17 protein-coding genes and 1 riboswitch are annotated in these 20,049 nt (G+C 72.3%); of the genes, 14 read left to right on the forward strand and 3 right to left on the reverse strand.

Going from position 1 to position 20,049, the window contains the following annotated elements; all coding sequences use genetic code 11:
- The first annotated feature begins 8 nt into the window (after nt 1-8).
- Nucleotides 9-130: riboswitch (SAM riboswitch) on the forward strand.
- Nucleotides 131-136: 6 nt separating this feature from the next.
- The 3 genes from thrC to ACYVC6_RS06800 all read left to right on the forward strand — a co-directional run bounded on the left by thrC (nt 137) and on the right by ACYVC6_RS06800 (nt 4,331).
- Nucleotides 137-1,402, forward strand: a complete 1,266-nt coding sequence (gene thrC / locus ACYVC6_RS06790; protein ID WP_460712261.1) for a threonine synthase — start codon at nt 137-139, stop codon at nt 1,400-1,402.
- 29 nt (nt 1,403-1,431) lie between these two features.
- Complete coding sequence (locus ACYVC6_RS06795; RefSeq protein ID WP_460712263.1) at nt 1,432-1,707, forward strand: MoaD/ThiS family protein; 276 nt, start codon at nt 1,432-1,434, stop codon at nt 1,705-1,707.
- A 101-nt stretch (nt 1,708-1,808) separates the two neighbouring features.
- Nucleotides 1,809-4,331, forward strand: a complete 2,523-nt coding sequence (locus tag ACYVC6_RS06800; RefSeq protein WP_460712265.1) for a putative bifunctional diguanylate cyclase/phosphodiesterase — start codon at nt 1,809-1,811, stop codon at nt 4,329-4,331.
- A 21-nt stretch (nt 4,332-4,352) separates the two neighbouring features.
- Here ACYVC6_RS06800 and ACYVC6_RS06805 read toward each other — a convergent pair whose 3' ends face one another.
- Complete coding sequence (locus ACYVC6_RS06805) at nt 4,353-5,012, reverse strand: 2'-5' RNA ligase family protein (RefSeq protein WP_460712267.1); 660 nt, start codon at nt 5,010-5,012, stop codon at nt 4,353-4,355.
- Nucleotides 5,013-5,072: 60 nt separating this feature from the next.
- On the opposite strand from ACYVC6_RS06805, the gene ACYVC6_RS06810 reads away from it, so the two are divergent.
- The 10 genes from ACYVC6_RS06810 (at nt 5,073) to ACYVC6_RS06855 (ending at nt 14,547) form a co-directional block, all read left to right on the forward strand.
- Nucleotides 5,073-5,927: an ATP-grasp domain-containing protein gene (locus ACYVC6_RS06810; RefSeq protein ID WP_460712269.1), complete on the forward strand. Its 855-nt coding sequence runs from the start codon at nt 5,073-5,075 to the stop codon at nt 5,925-5,927.
- Nucleotides 5,928-5,964: 37 nt separating this feature from the next.
- Nucleotides 5,965-6,477, forward strand: coding sequence for a SigE family RNA polymerase sigma factor (locus ACYVC6_RS06815; RefSeq protein ID WP_460712271.1), 513 nt, complete (start codon nt 5,965-5,967; stop codon nt 6,475-6,477).
- Nucleotides 6,474-7,637 (forward strand): hypothetical protein, encoded by a 1,164-nt coding sequence (locus tag ACYVC6_RS06820; RefSeq protein ID WP_460712273.1) that lies wholly within the window; start codon nt 6,474-6,476, stop codon nt 7,635-7,637. Before ACYVC6_RS06815 ends, ACYVC6_RS06820 begins: the two co-directional genes overlap by 4 nt.
- Nucleotides 7,638-7,641: 4 nt before the next feature.
- Nucleotides 7,642-8,277, forward strand: coding sequence for a hypothetical protein (locus ACYVC6_RS06825; protein ID WP_460712275.1), 636 nt, complete (start codon nt 7,642-7,644; stop codon nt 8,275-8,277).
- Nucleotides 8,278-8,409: 132 nt separating this feature from the next.
- Nucleotides 8,410-10,035 carry a chaperonin GroEL gene (groL, locus tag ACYVC6_RS06830; RefSeq protein WP_460712277.1) on the forward strand — a complete coding sequence of 542 codons (1,626 nt, stop codon included), beginning with the start codon at nt 8,410-8,412 and terminating at the stop codon, nt 10,033-10,035.
- A gap of 84 nt (nt 10,036-10,119) precedes the next feature.
- The gene (locus ACYVC6_RS06835; RefSeq protein ID WP_460712279.1) at nt 10,120-12,489 is read left to right on the forward strand and encodes a hypothetical protein; all 2,370 of its coding nucleotides are present in this window, start codon (nt 10,120-10,122) and stop codon (nt 12,487-12,489) included.
- A gap of 93 nt (nt 12,490-12,582) precedes the next feature.
- The gene (locus ACYVC6_RS06840; RefSeq protein WP_460712281.1) at nt 12,583-12,708 is read left to right on the forward strand and encodes a hypothetical protein; all 126 of its coding nucleotides are present in this window, start codon (nt 12,583-12,585) and stop codon (nt 12,706-12,708) included.
- 29 nt (nt 12,709-12,737) lie between these two features.
- On the forward strand, nt 12,738-13,253 hold the full coding sequence (locus ACYVC6_RS06845) for an RNA polymerase sigma factor (RefSeq protein WP_460712283.1): 516 nt from the start codon (nt 12,738-12,740) through the stop codon (nt 13,251-13,253).
- 51 nt (nt 13,254-13,304) lie between these two features.
- Nucleotides 13,305-13,982: a hypothetical protein gene (locus tag ACYVC6_RS06850; RefSeq protein ID WP_460712285.1), complete on the forward strand. Its 678-nt coding sequence runs from the start codon at nt 13,305-13,307 to the stop codon at nt 13,980-13,982.
- Nucleotides 13,983-13,986: 4 nt separating this feature from the next.
- Entirely contained in the window at nt 13,987-14,547 is a 561-nt protein-coding gene (locus ACYVC6_RS06855; RefSeq protein WP_460712287.1) for a nucleotidyltransferase family protein, read from the forward strand.
- Here ACYVC6_RS06855 and ACYVC6_RS06860 read toward each other — a convergent pair.
- A complete protein-coding gene (locus tag ACYVC6_RS06860; protein ID WP_460712289.1) occupies nt 14,544-16,472 on the reverse strand; it encodes a hypothetical protein in 1,929 nt (642 codons plus the stop codon). The genes ACYVC6_RS06855 and ACYVC6_RS06860 overlap by 4 nt on opposite strands.
- Nucleotides 16,469-18,100, reverse strand: coding sequence for a TolB family protein (locus ACYVC6_RS06865; RefSeq protein ID WP_460712291.1), 1,632 nt, complete (start codon nt 18,098-18,100; stop codon nt 16,469-16,471). The genes ACYVC6_RS06860 and ACYVC6_RS06865 overlap by 4 nt, the downstream gene beginning before the upstream one ends.
- 137 nt (nt 18,101-18,237) lie before the next feature.
- On the opposite strand from ACYVC6_RS06865, the gene ACYVC6_RS06870 reads away from it, so the two are divergent.
- On the forward strand, nt 18,238-20,043 hold the full coding sequence (locus ACYVC6_RS06870; RefSeq protein WP_460712293.1) for an AAA family ATPase: 1,806 nt from the start codon (nt 18,238-18,240) through the stop codon (nt 20,041-20,043).
- Nucleotides 20,044-20,049 lie beyond the last annotated feature (6 nt).

A 20,049-nucleotide genomic window follows, 5' to 3' on the forward strand; every position in this document is an offset into this window, starting at 1 on the left:
GTGGGCACTGCTCATCCAGAGGGACTGAGGGAACGGCCCAACGAAGTCCCGGCAACCGCCGCGCTGCTCGATCGGCGCGGAAAGGTGCCAAATCCGTCCGGGTGCGATGGTCGCCCCGGAAAGATGAGGAGGTCTCGTGAGCGCCGCAGTCGCAGAGAAGTCCAAGCTCCGAGCCGGGGCCTTCGGGCACGCCACCGCACTCTCGTGCCGCGAGTGCGGCCACCAGGTCGACCTCGGCCCCTTCTACGCGTGTCCGGAATGCTTCGGCCCGCTCGAGATCGCCTACGACTTCCCCCTGGTGACCCGCGAGGAGATCGAGGCGGGACCGCCCAACATCTGGCGCTACAAGGCGCTGCTCCCCGTGCCGTCCGACATCGAGCAGAGCCCCAACACCGAGCCCGGGTTCACCCGGCTGCTCAAGGCACACAACCTCGGCCGTGAGCTGGGCATCGCCAACCTGTGGGTCAAGGACGACTCGACCAACCCCACCAACTCCTTCAAGGACCGGGTCGTGGCCTGCGCCCTGAGCGCGGCTCGCGAGCTGGACGCCAAGGTGTTCGCCTGTCCGAGCACCGGCAACCTCGCCAACGCGGTCGCGGCCGCCGGCGCCCGCGCCGGCATCAAGACCGTGGTCTTCATCCCGAGCGACCTCGAGCAGCCCAAACAGGTCAACTCGGCGGTCTACACCGAGCAGCTGGTCGCGGTGAACGGCAACTACGACGACGTCAACAAGCTCGCCTCCGAGATCGCCGGCGAGGAGGACGGCTGGGCGTTCGTCAACGTCAACGTCCGGCCTTACTACGCGGAGGGCTCCAAGACGCTCGGCTACGAGATCGCCGAGCAGCTCGGCTGGCGGCTCCCGGACCAGATCGTCATCCCCGTCGCGTCCGGGTCCCAGCTGACCAAGGTGCACAAGGCCTTCCAGGAGCTCATCAAGCTCGGACTCGTCGCCGACAAGCCCTACCGCGTCTTCGGCGCCCAGGCCACCGGCTGCTCGCCGGTGTCGGTCGCCTACAAGGCGGGCGTCGACGCGATCCGCCCGGTCAAGCCGGACACCATCGCCAAGAGCCTGGCCATCGGCAACCCGGCCGACGGCATCTACGTCCTCGACATCTGCCGCGAGACCGGCGGCGCGGTCGAGGACATCACCGACGACGAGGTCCGCGACGCCATCGTGCTGCTGGCCCGCACCGAGGGCATCTTCACCGAGACCGCCGGGGGGACGACCGTCGGCGTGCTCAAGAAGCTCGTGGAGACCGGCCAGCTCGACCCTGACCTCGACACCGTCGTCATCAACACCGGCCACGGCCTCAAGACCCTCGACGCCGTCTCCGACCGGGTCGGTGCCGCGGTCACCATCGAGCCGACGTACGCCGCGTTCGCCGCCACCGGAATCGCCTGACCACCCCTGAGAGAGCAGAGAGCCCGCACATGAGCGTGTCCGTCCGGATCCCCACCATCCTGCGCACCTACACCGGCGGTGAGTCGGAGGTGACCGCGAGCGGGGCCAACCTGCAGGAGGTCCTCGAGGACCTCGACGGCAGCTACTCAGGGATCAAGGCGCGGATCCTCGACGACAACGGCGAGCTGCGCCGCTTCGTCAACGTCTACGTCGGCAACGACGACGTCCGGTTCCTCGACAATCTCGCCACGCCGACGCCGGACGGCACCCAGATCTCGGTGATCCCGGCGGTGGCCGGCGGATAACGGCCGGGTCGGCTCTCTGGGTCGGATCTCCGCATTCCGCCGCGGGCGGGACGTTCTCCACTCGATACTTGGAGGGCAGGAGCGGAGGCGGAGGAGACCCCATGTCGAGCCATCGAACGAGGCTGCGCGACTCGCGCAGCTTCCCGTTCGACCTCAGCCTGTTCGTCCTGGGCATGGGTCTGTGGGGCTGGGGCCTCGTCAGCGGGATGCGTGCCGACTGGGAGCTCGGCGTCGCGGCCGCGGTGGCGATCCCGCTCGTGGGGGTGGTGGCCAGGTACCCCATGGTCCTCGACGGCGAGGACGGCGGAATCGAGATCGGCTTCGACTCCAGCATCCTGATGTTCCTGCTGTGCACCTTCGACGCCCCGTCCGCGATCGCGATCTGGGGGGCCGCGGTGATCCTGACCCAGGTCCTGGCGGACAAGCGGATGATCGCCAAGATCTTCAACGTCGGTGTCGGGATCCTGGCCGCCAGCACCGCGGCGGCGCTGTTCCACCTGATCCGCGCGGACGGGATCGGAACGGCGCGTGAGCTGGTGGCCATGGTGGCTGCGGCCTGCGCCTACTTCCTCGTCGACTACGTGCTCTCCGCGGTCTCGGTTGCCATCGACACCGAGGCCCAGCTGCGCAAGCAGCTGATCCAACGCGGCACCCTCCTCGCCGTGGCGGCCTTCGTCCCCTTCGACCTGCTGGGCTACCTCGCCGCCGTGATGCTGCGCAACAACCCCTGGTGGACGCTCGTCCTCCTCGTCGTCCCGCTACTGACCCTGTTGCTGTCCACGCGCGCCGTGACCCGCGGTCGCGAGGACCAGCGCCGGCTGACTGTTCTGCTCGAGGCAGCGGTGCGGGTCCAGTCGGTCCACGTGCCCGACCAGATCGGGGACGCGCTGCTCTACGACGCCCGCCGGCTGATCAGGCTCTCGGACGTCGAGCTGAGGGACTCGGCGCCGGGCCACGACGAGGTCGGCGCCCAGGTGAAGCGCGGCAAGGACCCGCTGTGGGTGGTGGCGCCGGCCCGAGACCGGGCCCGGTCGACGATCGCCGCCGACGAGCAGGCGCTCGGCGCACTGGCGGTGCTCGGCTCGGACGCCTTCGCCCGGATCCAGCTGACCGCCGACATGGTCCACTACGCCCGCCACGACCCGCTCACCGACCTGCCCAACCGCGGGATCCTCCTCGACCGCGTGGCTCACGCCCTGCTCCGGGCTCGGCGCAGCCAGGTCCGCATCGCGTTGCTCTTCCTCGACCTCGACGCGTTCAAGCCCGTCAACGACCAGTACGGTCACGCCGCCGGGGACGCGGTCCTGGTCGAGGTCGCACGCCGGCTGCTGGAGTGCACCCGGGCCAGCGACACGGTGGCCCGGCTGGGCGGTGACGAGTTCGCGGTCCTCCTCGAGGGCATCACCACCCGCGAGGAGGCGTTCGAGATCGCCGACCGGATCCTCGCGAGCCTCGGGCAGGACATCCAGGCGGGCGCCGACAAGGTCGCGCTCGGCGGCTCGATCGGCATCGCGTTCGGTGACGGCATCGACTCCGGAGAGACCCTGCTGCGCAACGCGGACCTGGCGATGTACGAGGCCAAGGGTCGCGGCAAGGCCCAGGCGGTGGCCTACGAGCCGGCGATGGGTCAGGAGCGGATGGAGGGCCTGCAGCTGGTCGAGGGCCTGCGCAGGGCGATCGAGACCGACGGCCTCGACGTCGTCTACCAGCCGGTCGTCGCGTCCCGGACCGGCCGGATCGTCGGCGTCGAGGCCCTGGTCCGGTGGCGCCAGGACGGGGTCGAGATGCCCACCGAGGACTTCATCCGGATCGCCGAGTCCACCGGACTGATCGTCGGCCTTGGTGAACGGGTGCTGGAGACGGTGGCGCGCGACGCCCCCGCGCTGCGGGCGGCCGCCGCCGGCCGGATCTCCATCAGCGTCAACGTGTCTCCGCGGCAGCTGCGCGACCCCGAGTTCCTCAGCCTCGTCGCCGGCACCGTGCGGCTGATGGGAGGCACGAGCCTCGTGCTGGAGATCACCGAGCGGGAGGGCGTCGCGGACGACGCGACCGTGCTGGAGGCGATGCGCAAGATCTCCGCTCTCGGCGTCCAGTTCGCCGTCGACGACTTCGGAGTCGGCTTCTCGTCGATCGGCTACCTGCACCGCGTCCCCGCACACGTCGTGAAGATCGACGCGTCCCTGTCGAGCGACATCGACACCGACCAGCGCGCGTGCTCGGTCCTGGCCGGCATCGTCAGCATGGCGGAGGCGCTGTCCCTCGACGTGGTGATCGAGGGGATCGAGCGACAGAGCCAGCTCGACAAGGTCCGCGACGAGGTGGGCGCCCCGTTGGTCCAGGGCTACCTGCTGCACCGACCGATGCCGGTCGACGCGCTGCTGAACGTCGTCGGTGCCAACCGGCAGGGTCAGACGCCGACGCCGGCCGAGGACGCGACGCCGAGGCCGGCCGAGGACGCGACACCGACGCCGGCCGAGGAATCGACGCCGGCCGAGGAATCGACGCCGGCCGAGGAATCGACGCCGGCTGAGGAATCGACGCCGACTCCGGCCGAGGACTCGACACCACCGTCTCCGCCCTCGTCCACGACCGACCCGGGAGAGGTGCTCGCCCCCATCGCGTGAGCGGTTCGTGCCAAGAAAGGGTCAGTGCACGACGTGCGGACCCAGGGCGATCTCCTCGTAGATCCGGTAGGACGGCCGGTCCCGTCCCTGTTCGGCCGGGGTGAACAACCCGAAGGTCGTCTGCCACCAGGCGTTGGTCTCGAAGGCGGCCAGCGTGGCCAGCAGCTGCTCGAGCTCGGACTCCGTCGCGCTGGCGCGGACACCGCCGAGTCGCACCCGTGGCTGGAAGACCCGCCGGTCCACGAACAGCCTCGTCAGCTTTGCCACCTCGTGGACGCCGCGGACGACGGTGCCGACAGCGTCCAGGTCGCCCTCGAGGTCGACCCAGACCGATGGGTCCTGCTCGGACTCGACCGGGCTGTAGCCGGCGAACCGCAGCCGAGGCGAGGGCCAGTCGGCGGCTGCCCGGGTCAGGGCATCCACGAGCCGGTTGGCGTCGTGGAGCGCGAGGTTGCCGAACTTCGCGAAGGGCAGGTGGACGTGGGCGACGGGTGACAGCTCCAGCACCGGAGAAGGCGCGGCCACCTCCACCGTGGCCTCCTCCCGGCGACGCCGACGCCGGGCCCGGTGCCAGCCCGGCGGGTGCGGCTCTCTCGGGGGCGGGTCGGGCGTGAAACCCGCGACCGCCCAGAGGTCGTCGAGGATCTCCCGTGGTGGTACGAGTGCGGCGAACAAGTACACGCGTGCATTCTCACGCATCGCACGGCCCTAGCCGCACACCGCGCCGCATATCGTGCGGCGGTGACCGTGCTGCTGGTGACCTTCTCCTTGCTGCCGAACGGCGAGCCCGGGGGCGAGCTGCTCGTCTCCGCCCTGGCCGAGCGCGGGATCGAGAGCCGATGGGTGGGGTGGGACGACGGGTCCGTCGACTGGGCCGCGGCGGAGCTGGTGGCCGTGCGATCCACCTGGGACTACCACCGCCGGACGGCGGAGTTCCTCGCCTGGGCCCGCAAGGTGGAGTCCGAGACGAGGCTGCTCAACGGTGCTGACGTGTTCGCGTGGAACGCCGACAAGGCCTACCTGGTCGACCTCGCCCAGGACGTGCCGTGCGTGCCGACCACGTTGCTGGACGACGCCACCCTGGTGCGGGGTCTCCGGGAGGCGCTGGAGAGGTGGGGCGAGGTGGTGGTCAAACCGCGGACCGGTGCCGGTGGGGTGGGCGTCGTCGTCGCCTCGAGCGTCGGCGACGAGCGGCTCGAGGGCCTGACCGCCGCTCCCTGGGTGGTCCAGCCCGTGGTCGCGTCGGTGCGGACGACCGGCGAGACCTCGGTCCACGTGCTGCGCGGCCGCGCGGTGTCGCAGGTGGACAAGGCGGTGGCGGGAGCCGGGCCGGGCGAGATCCGGGTGCACGAGCTCTACGGCGGGCGGAGCACGCCGGTCGAGCTGGGAGACGAGCAGTCCGCCCTGGCCGAGGCGGCCGTGCACGCCGCCTCGCAGCGCTGGGCCGCCGACCTGTCGTACGCGCGGGTGGACATGATGGTCTGGGACGGCGCCTGGGCGGTGAGCGAGCTCGAGCTGATCGAGCCCGGCCTCTACCTCGACGTCGACCCGGCGAACGCGGGCAGGTTCGCCGACCTGGTGCGATCCTTGCTCTAAGACCCAACCTTTGGGCCGGGAGAGGCGTTCCCAGGTCGTGGAGTCGGAAGCGGAGGCGTCGTTCACGCGCTGGGCCGGCGACCGCCAGCTCGCGTTGCTGCGCACCGCCGTCCTGCTCACCGGCGACCACCACCGCGCGGAGGACCTGGTCCAGGACGCGCTGGCCAAGGTGGCCGCGCGGTGGGGGAGGCTCCGTGACCAGGCACCCGAGGCCTACGCCCGTCAGGTCATCGTGCGCACCAACATCTCGTGGTGGCGCAAGCAGCGGCACGAGGTGGTGGCGGATCCCGGTGACCGGCCGGCCGCCGGCGGCGAGCCGTCCGTGGACCGCCGTCTCCTGCTCGACCACGCCCTGGCCCGGCTGACCCCCAGGCAGCGCTCGACCGTGGTGCTGCGCTACTACGACGACCTCTCCGAGCGACAGACGGCCGACGTGCTCGGGGTCAGCGTCGGGACCGTGAAGAGCACGACCCACGACGCACTACGCCGGATGCGCGAGTCGTCGCCCGAGCTGGCCGAGCTGCTCGGCCCCGTGGAGGAGCTCAGATGACCGACCAACAGCTGCGCGACCTGCTCGAGGAGCGGGTGGCCGAGGTGACCATGCCGGACCTGTCGGGGACCGCCTGGCGCGCGGGGCGGCGGGCCCGACGCCGGGGCCGGCTCGCGACGGTGGGTGCCGCGGCCGTCGCCATGGCGGCGGTCACCGTCGGCGTCGCCGTCCTCGTCGACGACGGCCGGACGACGCAACCCACGCCGGCCCCCGGTGTGCCGACGCAGATCCCCACACCGTCGGCGGAGCCAGACGCGGCGTACGAGGGCGTGCCGGTCTGGTGGAGCCTCGGCCAGGAGCAGGAGGTCAACCTCCCGCCCGTCGAGGACGCACCCCTCCCCGCCGTGATCGACCTCGAGTCGGAGCCCAACGTCGACGGGATGGACCACGCGGTGGCCGCGTTCTCTGTGGGAGACCGGGTCCGGCTCGTCGACGCCGACGGGGGCCGGCTCGACGTCTCACTCGAGGGGCTCGACGACCTGGTCAAGCCCAACGGCTACGGCTACCGGCCGGTCCACCAGTCGATGCTGTCGCCCAGGGGCGACTACCTCGTCTTCCCGCAGAACGACGGGGTGGCCGTCTATACCGTCGCCACCCGGGAGTGGCGCTCGATCGCCACCGGCGACCGGGTCACCCGCTTCGTCACCTGGGTCGCCGACGACGCCTTCGTCCTGCCTCCCAGGCAGGCCGGTGGCGCCGGGCCGGTCTACGACGTCACGGGAGCTCAGCTCAGCGACCAGCGCTCGCAGTCGTTCGAACCGCCGTTCGACGTCGGGTCGGCACAGGCCTTCGGGCCGACCCGCCGTCACGACGGGTCCCAGGCGCAGGCCTACGGGATGGGGGTGCCGATCCCGGTCGCGGACGCGGGGAGCTATCTGTCGGAGCCGGAGTTCATCGTCGCCTCGGCCGGCGGTACGACGTCCGTCCTGGCGATGATGTGGGACATCCGCGACGGCGGGCACGAGGGCCGGTTCCTCCAGTGCTGCCCGGTCGCTGGCTGGCTGGACGACCGGACCCTGGTCTACGAGTCGAGGCAGACCGCCCCCGCGCTGGTCGCGTGGACGGTGGGCACCGACGACTTCGGCCTGGTGTCGAGGATCGAGGGGCAGTACCTCCTGGCGAGCTTTGCCAGGCTCGGCGCGGGCGGCGGGGCATCATGACCCCGTGCCTGACCCCGTGCCGAGTGCCCGCCACGGTGTCGCACTCGCGCTGACGGCGGTCGCCTACAACCTGTGCCACCACCTCGGGTCGCTCCCCGGCGGTCTGGGCGAGGCCGGTCGCGGGACCCGGGTCACCGACTGGGTCGACCTCCTCGTCCCGCTCCTGGTCCTCACCCCTGCGCTGCTGGTGGCACTCGCGGCGCAGGCCGACCGGGCGACGTACGTCCTGCTCGGGATCGGGTCGTGGCTGTACGTCTCGGGGCACGGCATCCACCTGGCTGCCAACTCGATCTGGAACGCCGATCCGTCACCCGCCGCCGAGCTCTGGGACGAGTACGTCGGCCACTGGCTCTGGTACGCCGGCGTCGTCCTCGTCGCGGTCGCGCTCGCTCGGACCATGGCGGGCCGGCCGCAGACGACCCACCCGCTGGCCTGGGCTCTCGCCCTGGCGACCGGCGCGACCTGGGCCACCAACGCGGTCGGCGGCCACTTCACCGTGGCCGGGCTGGTCGCCTCCCTCGCCGGCCTGGGCTGGGGGTGGCGGCAGCGGCGCGCTCTCGGGGCGCTGTGGCTGGCCGTCGGACTCGCGGCGGTGCCCCTGCTGGCGGGCGCGTGGGCCTTCGGCTGGGACTTCGACTGAGCTTGGTGAGACTGGGACCCGCCTTGCACTCGCCTAGGGCGAGTGCTAATACTTGATGCTGGCACTCTCGACAGGAGAGTGACAACACAGTCATCTCTTAGCCACCACTCACTGTGAGGAACCCCAGGAGCTATGCCGAAGCTGATTGCTTTCAACGAGGAGGCCCGACGCGGTCTCGAGCGAGGGATGAACACCCTCGCCGACGCCGTCAAGGTCACGCTCGGTCCCAAGGGCCGCAATGTCGTCCTCGAGAAGAAGTGGGGCGCGCCCACGATCACCAACGACGGTGTCAGCATCGCCAAGGAGATCGAGCTCGAGGACCCCTACGAGAAGATCGGCGCCGAGCTGGTCAAGGAGGTCGCGAAGAAGACCGACGACGTCGCCGGTGACGGCACGACGACCGCGACCGTCCTGGCCCAGGCGATGGTCCGCGAGGGCCTGCGCAACGTGGCCGCCGGCGCCAACCCCATGGGTCTCAAGCGCGGCATCGAGGCCGCCGTCGAGGCCGTGTCAGAGCAGCTGCTCGGCATGGCCAAGGACGTCGAGACCAAGGAGCAGATCGCCTCGACCGCGTCGATCTCGGCCGCGGACCCGACCGTCGGCGAGATCATCGCCGAGGCGATGGACAAGGTCGGCAAGGAAGGCGTCATCACCGTCGAGGAGTCCAACACCTTCGGGCTGGACCTCGAGCTGACCGAGGGCATGCGGTTCGACAAGGGCTACATCTCGGCCTACTTCGTGACCGACCCCGAGCGCATGGAGACGGTGCTGGAGGACCCCTACATCCTCATCGCCAACCAGAAGATCTCCAGCGTCAAGGACCTGCTGCCGCTGCTCGAGAAGGTCATGCAGTCCGGCAAGCCGCTGCTGATCCTGGCCGAGGACACCGACGGCGAGGCGCTGTCGACCCTGGTCGTCAACAAGATCCGCGGAACCTTCAAGTCCGTCGCCGTCAAGGCCCCGGGCTTCGGCGACCGCCGCAAGGCCATGCTCCAGGACATCGCGATCCTGACCGGCGGCCAGGTCATCTCCGAGGAGGTCGGCCTCAAGCTGGAGAACACCGGGATCGAGCTGCTCGGCCAGGCCCGCAAGGTCGTCATCACCAAGGACGAGACCACCATCGTCGAGGGTGCCGGCGACACCGACCAGATCGCCGGCCGGGTCAACCAGATCCGCGCCGAGATCGAGAAGTCGGACTCCGACTACGACCGCGAGAAGCTGCAGGAGCGCCTGGCCAAGCTGGCCGGTGGTGTCGCGGTGATCAAGGTCGGCGCGGCCACCGAGGTCGAGCTCAAGGAGCGCAAGCACCGCATCGAGGACGCCGTCCGCAACGCGAAGGCGGCCGTCGAGGAGGGCATCGTCGCCGGTGGCGGCGTGGCGCTCGTCCAGGCCGCAGACGTGGCCTTCGAGAAGCTCGACCTGACCGGCGACGAGGCCACGGGTGCGCAGATCGTGCGCTTCGCGACCGAGGCGCCGCTCAAGCAGATCGCGATCAACGCCGGCCTCGAGGGCGGCGTCGTGGCGGAGAAGGTGCGCAACCTGCCCGCCGGTCACGGTCTCAACGCGGCGACCGGCGAATACGTCGACATGATCGCCGAGGGCATCATCGACCCCGCCAAGGTGACCCGCAGTGCGCTGCAGAACGCCGCCTCGATCGCGGCGCTGTTCCTCACCACCGAGGCCGTTGTCGCGGACAAGCCCGAGAAGGCTCCCGCGATGCCCGGTGGCGACGGCGGCATGGGCGGCATGGACTTCTGAGTCCAGCCACTCCCGAACGACGACAGGGCCCCGCTCCGGCGGGGCCCTGTCGCATCTCCGAGCGGTGCGTGTGAGTCTGGTGCGGTGCCCGGCGAGCCGCTGCTGGAGCGCCTGGAGGTGCAGGCGCTGCTGAGCGCGCGCGGGCTGGCTTGCGACGAGGCAGCGGTCGACGGCGTGCTCGACCGCACGGACGGTCGTGCCGAGGCGGTCGTCCTCGAGGTACGTCGGCTGGCCGGCGCCGGTGACACTCCCGTCCCGATCGAGGCAGGCGCGCTGGCGGGGTTGCCGTTGCTCTCGCCCGGCCTGGTCGACGCCGTCCTCGGCCCGGGCGCGTGGCGCGGCTTGACCGCGTCCGGGGCGACCCTCCACGCGCGGAGCGACGGCTGGTCCGTCCCGGCCGGGTCGGGCCCGGGTCGGGCCTCGCCGGAGCAGCGCGCGATCGCGGCGCACTGGTATGCCGACCACGGGCAGGTCGCGGTGGCGGTTCGCTGGCTGCACGCCTCCGGCGACGACGAGGCCCTGGCAGACGTGCTCGCGGCCACGCTCCGCGCGCCCGACCGGGCTCGGCGCTGGGCCGAGGTCGCCGAGCTCGAGCCGGGTGAGCTGGACGCTGTCGTCCGACGGTGGCCGGACGCCCTGGTCGCGCGGCGACCGGAGGCGTTGCTGGCGCTGGTGCGCGCCGTGGAGTTCGGCATGCACTCCCAGCTCCGCGCGGACTGGTTGACGCGGCTGGAACGGCTGGTCGACGAGGGATCCCCAGCGTGGATCGCAGTCGAGGCCGAGCAGGTCCGTGAGCTCTCCCGACAGGGCAAGGCCGACCAGGTGCACGCGCGCGCCGCGGCCGCACTCCCGCGCGCGGACGAGATATCCCGGGCGCGACTGCTGATGGCGGAGTCGATCGTCGACCTGCTGCACCAGCAGCCGGAGGCCGAGCAGCCGGCGCGGGAGATGCTGCAGGAAGCGACCGCACTGCTGCGGGTCAACGGGGAGCGCGACTGGGAGGCCGACGCGTGGCTGAGCCTCGGCTTCGGCGCCGAGCTCCGGGCGGGCCGGATCGGTCTGGCGGTCGAGCACATCGAGCGCGCCATCGCGCTCTGCTCACCGGGCACCCAGATGCGGGGCCGGGTGCTCACCTTCCTCGCCGAGGTGCTCAGCCACGCGGGCCGTCCCGACGACGCGGAGGCCGCCCTCCGGGAGGCCGCCGAGCTGGCCGCGGCCCGCGAGGACGTCGCCCTGACGGCCTACGTCGCCTGGTCTGCCGCCCTGGTCGCGTGCCGTCGTGGCGACCTCGCCGCGACGCGTGAGCAGCTCGCGGTCGTCGAGTCGCACCGGGGGGAGTGGCATGCGCTGCCGGCCGGTGTGGCGTTCCACGCCGAGGCGGCCGAGATGCTGGCGACGCTGGGGCAGTACGACGACGCCCGGGCCCAGTTGGAAGTCGGACGGCGCCTGCCCGCCGCCGCGGACTTCGCCAACGCCTTCGACATGGCCGAGCTGGTGCTCGCGGCCAGGGCCGGCGACCCCGCGGAGGTCCCGGCCCTGGCGGCCCGCTGCGCCCCGACGCCGCTCACCGGCTGGCGGGTGCTGCTGCTCGAGGCGTGGGCGGCCGAACGCGCGGGAGACCCCGACCTCTCGCGCCGCAAGGTCGCAGAGGCGCTGGCCGAGGCCGACGCGATCGGGCACCCCGAGATCGTCGAGGCCGTCGAGCCGGAGCTGGGGCTGTGGGCCCGCGCCGCGACGAGCGGGCGCAGCGCTGCGACGCGCCGCATCGGCACCACCCGGCTCCGACTGCTCGGCGGCCCCGCGGTGGAGACCCCGCATGGAGTCCTCGAGCCGCGGCGTGGGGACGAGACCACGCTGCTCGCGGCCGTGGCGGCGCGCCGCGACGCCCGCGTCGATGACGTGCTCGAGCTGCTCTGGCCGGCTGAGGACGACACGGTCACCCGGCGCCGGCTCCGCAACACCCTCAACCGGCTGCGCGGCTCGGTCGGCGAGGTGGTGATCCGGCGTGGCGATCGCCTCGCCCTCCGTCCCGACGTCACTGTGGACGTGCAGCTGGTCGTGCAGGCGGCCCGGGTCGGCCACACGATCCCCGAGCTCGGTGTCGAAGCGGCCCGGCGCGCGCTCTCCCTCGTCGCGGGCGAGCTCAACAACCCGGGCGACGACCCGGTCCTCGACGACCTGCGCGCCGAGCTGTCGCTCGCCGTGGGGGTGCTCGCGGATCGGGTCTCGGACGCCGCCACGACGACCGGCGAGCTCGGCGAGGCCGCCCGCTGGCTGTCGACCGCGCGCCGCCTCGACCGGTACGACGAGCCGAGAGCCGTCCGGCTCGTCCAGGTGCTGCGCGCCCTGGGTCGCGACACCGAGGCGGGCGACGTGCTGCGGGACGCGCTGCTGGCCTGCCGGGAGCTCGGCGTACCGCCGTCGCCCGAGCTCGGCCGGCTGGCTCCGCGCTGACCCGTCTGACACCGCCCTCCCTGTGGTCGCTCGGACGTTCGCCGGACGCCCTCGGGATGGGCACGGCGCACGTCAGAGGTCGGGGGCGAGAAGATGTTGGAGTTCGCGCCCGACGGCATGGTCCGGGCCACGCACCTGAACCTCAAGGCGTCCCAGATGACGTCCGCGCAGGACTTCTTCGTCGCGAGGATCGAGGGGTTCAGCGCGCCCGTGCCGTGACCGTCGAGCAGCTGTGTGAGGCTGGACGGGTGGGCCTCGTTGGGGAGCCGGACCGGCGTCGGCGGTTCGAGGAGCTCGCGGCGCTGGTGACCGAGCCGGTGCGGCGGTTCCTCGCCCGCCGGACCGACCCGGACACCGCCGACGATGTGCTCGCCGACACCCTGCTCGTCCTGTGGCGACGGCTCGACGACGTACCGGCCGGCGGCGAGGCACTGCCCTGGACCTACGCCGTCGCCCGCAACGCCCTGGCCAACGCCGAGCGGGGCGCTCGCCGGCAACGCCGGCTCGCGCACCGGATCACGGTCACCGACCCGCCGGGAGAGGCCGCCCCGGAGGCCCCGGAGCCCGACGACCGGGTGGCCGCGGCACTCGCGCGGATGCGCCCCGACGAGGCGGAGCTGCTCCGGCTGTGGGCCTGGGAGCAGCTGGGCCCGGCCGAGATCGCCACCGTCCTGGGGCTCTCGCCGACTGCGGTGAGCATCCGGCTGCACCGGGCGCGGGGGAAGTTCAAGGAGGTCTTCGAGCAAGGTGAGTGGGCAGACTGAAAGACGCGGCCCGGTGCTGGACATGAACAGGCAGACGAGAGGAGTGGCGTGATGACGGACGAGCAGCGTTTCGACGAGGACCCGCAGCTGCGGGCCCTCCTGGCGCAGTCCGATCCCGCGCGCTCCCTCACCGCGGCCGACCCGCACGGGTTGGCCCGGCTGCTGCTCGACATCCAGGAGGACACCGTGAGCAACGACCTCGACACCCGCACCGACCTCCCCGAGCAGACGACCGAGCTGCGCCGCCGAGGTCCCCTCGCCTGGCTCGTCGCCGCCGCGGCGGTCGCCACGATCGCCGGTGGCGGCTACGCCGCCGTCTCGTCCATGCAGGACAACGGCGCGACCGTCCAGCAGGCCGGCCCGAGCTCGGCGCCGGTCGACGACCCCGTCGTCATCACCCTGCAGGCGCCGACCGCCCCCCAGGCCAAGTGCCTCGTCCCGACACCCGAGCTCCTGGCCGGCGCCGAGACCGCGTTCGCCGGCACGGTCACGGCCATCGACGGCGACGTCGTGACGCTCGAGCCGACCGAGACGTACGCCGGCCAGACCGCCGACGAGATCGAGGTCGTCGGCATGCACCCCGACATCCGCGCGCTCGGCGGCCAGCCGAACTTCGTGGTCGGTGGCACCTACCTGGTGTCAGCGACCGACGGCCAGGTGTCGGCGTGCGGGTTCAGCGGTGAGGCGACCCCCGAGCTCCAAAACCTCTACGACCTCGCTTTCCGGTAGTCGGGTGACCACCCAGGGCCTGCTGCTCGCGGCCGGGGCCGGCACCCGGATGGGCATGCCCAAGGCCCTGGTGTCCGACCCGGACGGGCCGTGGCTCGAGCGCGGGGTGCGCGTGCTCGACGACGGTGGCTGTGACGGCGTCACGGTCGTCCTGGGGGCCAGGTCGGCCGAGGCGGTGGCCTTCCTCGACGGGCTCGGCGTCGACCTCGTGATCGCCCACGACTGGGAGACCGGGATGTCGGCCTCGCTGTGTGCCGGGCTTCGGGGCCTGCCGCCCGACGCGGACTCGGCGCTCGTGCTCCTGGTCGACCTGCCCGACGTCACGGCCGACGTGGTCCGGCGGGTGCTCGAGTCCGGCGAGGGCAGCGCATCGCTCGCGCGGGCGACGTACGGCGGTCGGCCGGGCCACCCGGTGCTGCTCGGCCGCGACCACTGGGCCGGCGTCCTGGACACCGCCACCGGTGACCGCGGGGCGCGTGACTACCTCGAGGCTCACGAGCACCAGACGGTCGAGTGCGGCGACCTGGCGACCGGCGAGGACGTGGACCGGTTCGACGCCGGTTAGGGCACGCCCGCCACGAAGATCTGCAGGCCGGCCGTCGTGACCGGGGTGAGGTTGGTCGCGTAGGACTCGAACACCACGGTTCCGCCGTCGGCCGCCAGGTCGCTGCGCCCGTGGTTCTGGTTGGGCTGCGTCCCGTCGTGCGCCTGGGCGATCCGGCTCACCACTCCGTCGTTCCAGGCGTAGATGTCGTAGAAGCCGTTGGTGTCCGCGCTGTCCAGGGGCGCGAAGGACCGGAAGGTCCCGGTCAGGCCCGCTGCGGCGAGGACGAAGTCGACGCTGATCGCGGATCCAGGGGTGGTCAGCCCGACGTTGTGCGACGCGAGCCGGTAGGGCGTGTTCACGTCGCTCCGCCTCCAGGCGATCGCCTGCTGGACGCCGCCGGTCGAGATGCCCACGTCGTCATTGCCGTAGAGGAACCCCACCACAGCGCCGTCTCCGGAGATGCCCGTCACGTAGGCATTCCCGCCGGCCGCGGTGTCGTCGTCGACGGAGACGGCGGTGATCCGCGGTGTGGCACTGGCGCGCCACAGGTATGCGTGCCGGTCGTCGGCCGAGACCGGCACGTCGCTGTCGAGGTCGCTGGCCCACGACGTGAACGCGATCGACATGCCGTCGTCGGACATGACGCCGTCGAACACCAGGTGGTTGCCGGGCTTCCCCTCAGGCGTCTTGTCGACCAGCAGGAACGAGCCCGTGGTGTTGCCGACGGGCGCCGTCCACTTGAACAGGTGGTTGTTGACGGGGACGCCGGAGTAGTCGTCATCGGTGAGGTCCTGCCGAGACGATCTGACGATCGCGGACTCGCCCGACGAGCCGGCGTCCTCGATCACCATGCCGTCGGCGGCGCCGGAGCCGAAGTCGCCTTTGAGCTGCACGGTCTCCCCGGTGAGCCGGTCCCAGCGGAAGACGCCGTTGACGTTGAAGGGGTTGACGTTCCCGTTGATGTTGGTCGCCGGGGAGTTGAAGAAGACGTAGCGGCCGTTGCCGGAGATCACCGGCGACTCCGCGGGCCGGTCGAGGCTGCCGCCGGTGCTGCTGCGGCTGACCCAGACGGTCGTGTCGGTGCTGCGGTCCCAGAGGAACACGTCCTTCTGGTCATTGTCGGGGTCGTCGGCAACCAGGTCGCTGGAGGTGGAGTCGTAGGCGACGAACCGGCCGTCGTCGGAGATGCTGGGGTTGCCGGTGTAGCCGTTGCCGGGTCCGCCGTTGACGTCGTGGCTGACGAGCGTCGTCTCGTCCGTCCAGGGCTCGGGCTCGGTGACCACCAGGGTGCGCACGTCCGTGGCGTGCTCGGTGATACCGCCGTGGGCGAGGGCGACCGCGCGGTACTGGAAGGACCCGGCGACGTCGGCCGTGATCGCGAACGACGCCCCACCTCCAGCGTCTTGCGTGTCGGTGTCGATCGTGGTCCAGGTCCCGGAGTCGAGGCGTTGGAGGTGGACGCCTCGACCCGGACGCGGTGGCGAGAACCCCGCAGTCGCGGTGACCGTCGTCCCCGCCACGGCGCTGGACGGCAACTGGAACGTGCCGGTCTGTGCCGGCTCCACGGCGGTGACCGCGACCGCCTTGGAGGTCGCCCCCGCGGTGTCGCCCTTCCTGGCGAGCTTGACCCGGTACGTCGTCGTGCCGGGCGGTGGCGCGACCTTCAGGTTCAGCTTGGTGGTGGCCGGCAGCTTCTTGGCAGTGACCTTGACCCAGGTGCCGCCGGACCTCCGCTGCAGCGTCGCCTTCTGCCCCTTCACGGCGTTCTTCGTGCGCACCCTGAAGGTGACGTCCGACCCTGTGGTCACGGTGGTGGGCTGGGCCTTCAGGGTGACCTTCGTGGCCGAGGGCCCGGCGTTGCTGGTGGTGCTCCGCACCGGGGCAAAGGCCGCGACGACCGCGACCGTGCCCGCCGTGAGGGCGCGCCAGCGCCGCGGCGTCACGGCATCCGCCAGACGTAGGAGTCGCTGTCGGGGCCGAGGTCCTGCGGCACCAGGTCGGTCGCCGTCGAGTGGAAAGCGAGCCAGCGCCCGTCGGGGGTGATCGAGGGCTCGAAGACCGACCCGTTCGGTTGTCCCCCGAACCTGTTGCGGACGACCAGGGCCGAGGTGCCGCTCGAGCGCTCCCAGATCAGGGCGTCGGCCAGGACCCCGTTGGTGTCGCCGAGGACGAGGTCGGGGGCGATGCTCGTGTAGAGCACCCGGCTCCCGTCGCTGCTCACCCATTCCGGTGGCAATGAGTGGCCGCTGGTGGGGGCACCGCCGGGGCCTCGGCTCACCAGCACGGTGGCGCCGGCGGTCATGTCGCGAACGAAGACGTTGAGCTTGCCGTTGTCGGCCGGGCCATCGGTCACCAGGTTGTCCGCCAGCGAGGCGAAGGCGACGTACCGCCCGTCGGGCGAGATCGCGCTGCGTCCGCTGGACGCGTTGTCGTCACCGCCGGCGGAGACGCCGCGTGAGACGAGCGCGGTCGTGCCCGCCGCGAGGTTGCGGCGGAACACGTCGCGTTTGCCGTTGTCGTCGTTGAAGACCAGGTCGCTGGCCGCGGAGGAGAAGCTGACGAACGTGCCGGGCGCCGAGACGATGGCGGAGCCGCTCGCCTCGTTCGACTCGCCTCCGAGGACATCCGTGCTGACCCACTCCGACTCGCCGCTGGAGGCGCGCCACACATAGACGTCGTTGACGCCGTTGTCGTCGTCGAGGTCGATGTCGGTGGCCGAGGCGGTGTAGGCCACGACGCCGCCGTCCGCGGAGACCGACGGGTCGTAGCTGTCCCCGTCGGGGTTGCTGCCGACCACGTCCTCGGACACGCGGATGGTCGTCCCGGTCACCTGGTCCCATCTGAAGATGTCCTGGTGCCCGCCGGTGTCACCGGCCACGAGATCCTCGGCCGAGGAGACGAAGACGACGAAGCGGCCGTCCGCCGAGAGCCGGGGCCACCAGCTCGGGCCCCCGCCGGCCAGCGTCGGCGCCCCGGGCTGGTGGCTGACGAGCCGGGTGGTCCCGGTCGTCCGGTCACGCAGGAAGATCTGGGTCTGGCCGGCGACGTACCCCGTCGTCCCCGGGACGAGTAACGAAGACGACGAGGCGAAGGCGACGTAGCGGCCGTCGTCGGAGATGCTCGCCCCGCTGCTCGCCGTGCCGGTCGAGCCCCCCGACGGGGTGGCGCTCACGAGCTCCGCCCGCAGGGTGACCCCGACCTGCCTGACCTTGGTCGTGACCGCGCGCAGCTTGTCGCCGCCCCTCCACACCGCCTTGGCCCTGACCCGCCACTGCGCGTCACCGGGCACGACGACGTTCTTGAACACCACCTTGCCGTTGGGCTTCGAGGAGCCCTTGGCGACCTTGACCCAGCCCTGGCCGTCCTTGCGCTGGAGCAGCGCGGGCCGCTTGACCTTGGTCGGTAGCCGGGTGCGGAACGTCGCTGCGGTGCCCTGGAGGGGAGCCGCCGGTGACACGGTGAGGGTGGGCTTCTTCCTCGGTGTGGGGGCGGCCTCGGAGCCGGGCCCGACCGCGAGGCTCGCGAACAGGACGGCCAGGGCGGCAAGCAGAACGAGCGGGTGACGGCGCAAGGGAGTACCTCCCGAGGGGCAGCATCGGACGCTCAATGGTCAGGGCGGATCTGGTGGGCCACTACCCCGTCGCGGTGCCGCACTGGTCCCGTTCTGGTGCCACGCCGCACGCGCGCTCGACGCCCTAGTCTCGTGCCATGAGGCTCGAGGAGCAGGTCGCTGCTCGCGAGGCGGCCGTCTTCGTGGGCCGCGAGCGCGAGCTGCGCGCCCTGCGGCTGCTCCACGACGAGGACGGTCCGCACCGGGTGGCCTTCGTGACCGGACCAGCTGGGAGCGGCAAGAGCGCTCTGCTCCGGGCTCTCGCGAGGTCGTCCGACGACGCCGACCTGGTCCTGGTGGACCTGGGGCCAGGTGACCCCGACGACGTGCTCGACCGCCTCGCGTCGCTGCCCGCGTCTGCCCGCGCCGTCGTGGCCTCGCGCCGGCCGCCGTCGCGCGCGTGGTGGTCCTCCGCGTGGTCGGCCGTGCTGCTGACCCTCAGGCTCGACCCGCTGCCGATCGCCACCCAGATGGAGCTCCTCGCGGCGCGCGGTGTCGAGGACCCGGGCGAGGTCGCCGCACTGGTCGCCTGGGCCGACGGGCACCCGCTCTCCCTGGCTCTGGCGGCGTCCGCTCGGCACGCGCGCCAGCGGCCCCTCGGGCCGCCCGACCTCGCGGCCCTCGAGCAGGAGCTCCTCGACCACCTCACCGACGGGCTGCTGGCGGAGCCCGACCTGCTCGCCGACGACCGGCTGCGCCTCGCCGTGGCGGCGCTGGCGCCGGCCGTCGACGCGGCGCTGCTGGCCGCCGTCCTTCCCGACACCGACGCGTCGGCAGCCGAACGCTGGCTCCGTGGCCTGCCCTTCGCGGTCCGGCTCGGCGCCAGGGTGACCCTGGCCCCGCGGGTCCGCCGGCTCCTCGCGTGGGAGCTGCGCCGGTCCGAGCCCGACCTCGAGCGCTCGCTGCGCCTTCGGATCATCGACCACCTCAGCGAGGCCACCATGTCAGGGCGGGCCCGCGCCGTCCTCGACATCCGCGAGGTGCTGGACCCGCCACAGGACCAGGGGATCGCCCCGTCCCGGGCCCTGGCTGGCCCGTGGCTCGTCGACGACGTCCACCCGCGTGACCTCGACGCGGTCGAGCGGCTCCTGGCGCCGTACGACCCGGCGTACTCGGCCTGGGTGGCCCGCTGGATGGTCGAGGCGCCGGCCGCGGTGGTCCTCGTACGCCGGGGCAGCGACCCGGGCGGCCCGCCGGTGGCCCTCGCCGTGGGCACCACGCCCGAGACGCTGCCGTGGGCGTTACGGGGCGACCCGGTGATGCGCCGGTGGACAGGCTGGGTGGCCGCGCGAGACTCCCGGGCGCCCGCCCTGCTGACCCCGGTCACCGAGGTCTGGGCCGACCCTGCGGAGGAGTCGGAGGTGGCCGCGCTGCTCCTCGCGACGCTCGTGCAGCGCTGCCCGGTCGCCAACGTCCGGTTCTGGCTGGTCCCGCGCCGGCCCCCGGTCCCGGACCCCGCTCACTGCGGCGGCGTCGCGGACACCGACCTGGACGTCGTGCTCGGGTCGCTTCGCCTCGAGGGCTTCGCCATCGACTACGGCCCCGACGGTTTGGTGGCCGCCATGCGGGACGAGGCCCGGGCCGCCTGGTCCGTCGGCCCGGTGGTCACCCCGGACGACGTGCGCGAGGCGCTGCGTGAGGCGGCCGAGCCGGCAGGGACGCGGCGTTCGCCGCATGTCGGCCGGCTCCCGGAGATCGTCGAGCACGCGTTCGGCCAGGGGCCCGACGCGCGGCTGCTGCGCTCGGTGGTGGAGCTGGGCTACCTCGACCCGGAGGCCGGGCACGCGCTCGCCATGCGCGAGCTCCACCTCAGCCGGACGACCTACTTCCGGCGGCTGCGCGAGGCGGTCGCCCTGATGGCCGAGTGGCTGTCGGCCAACCCGAACCCAACATCGCGCACGTAGCCTGGA

Source organism: Nocardioides dilutus (genome assembly GCF_054779555.1).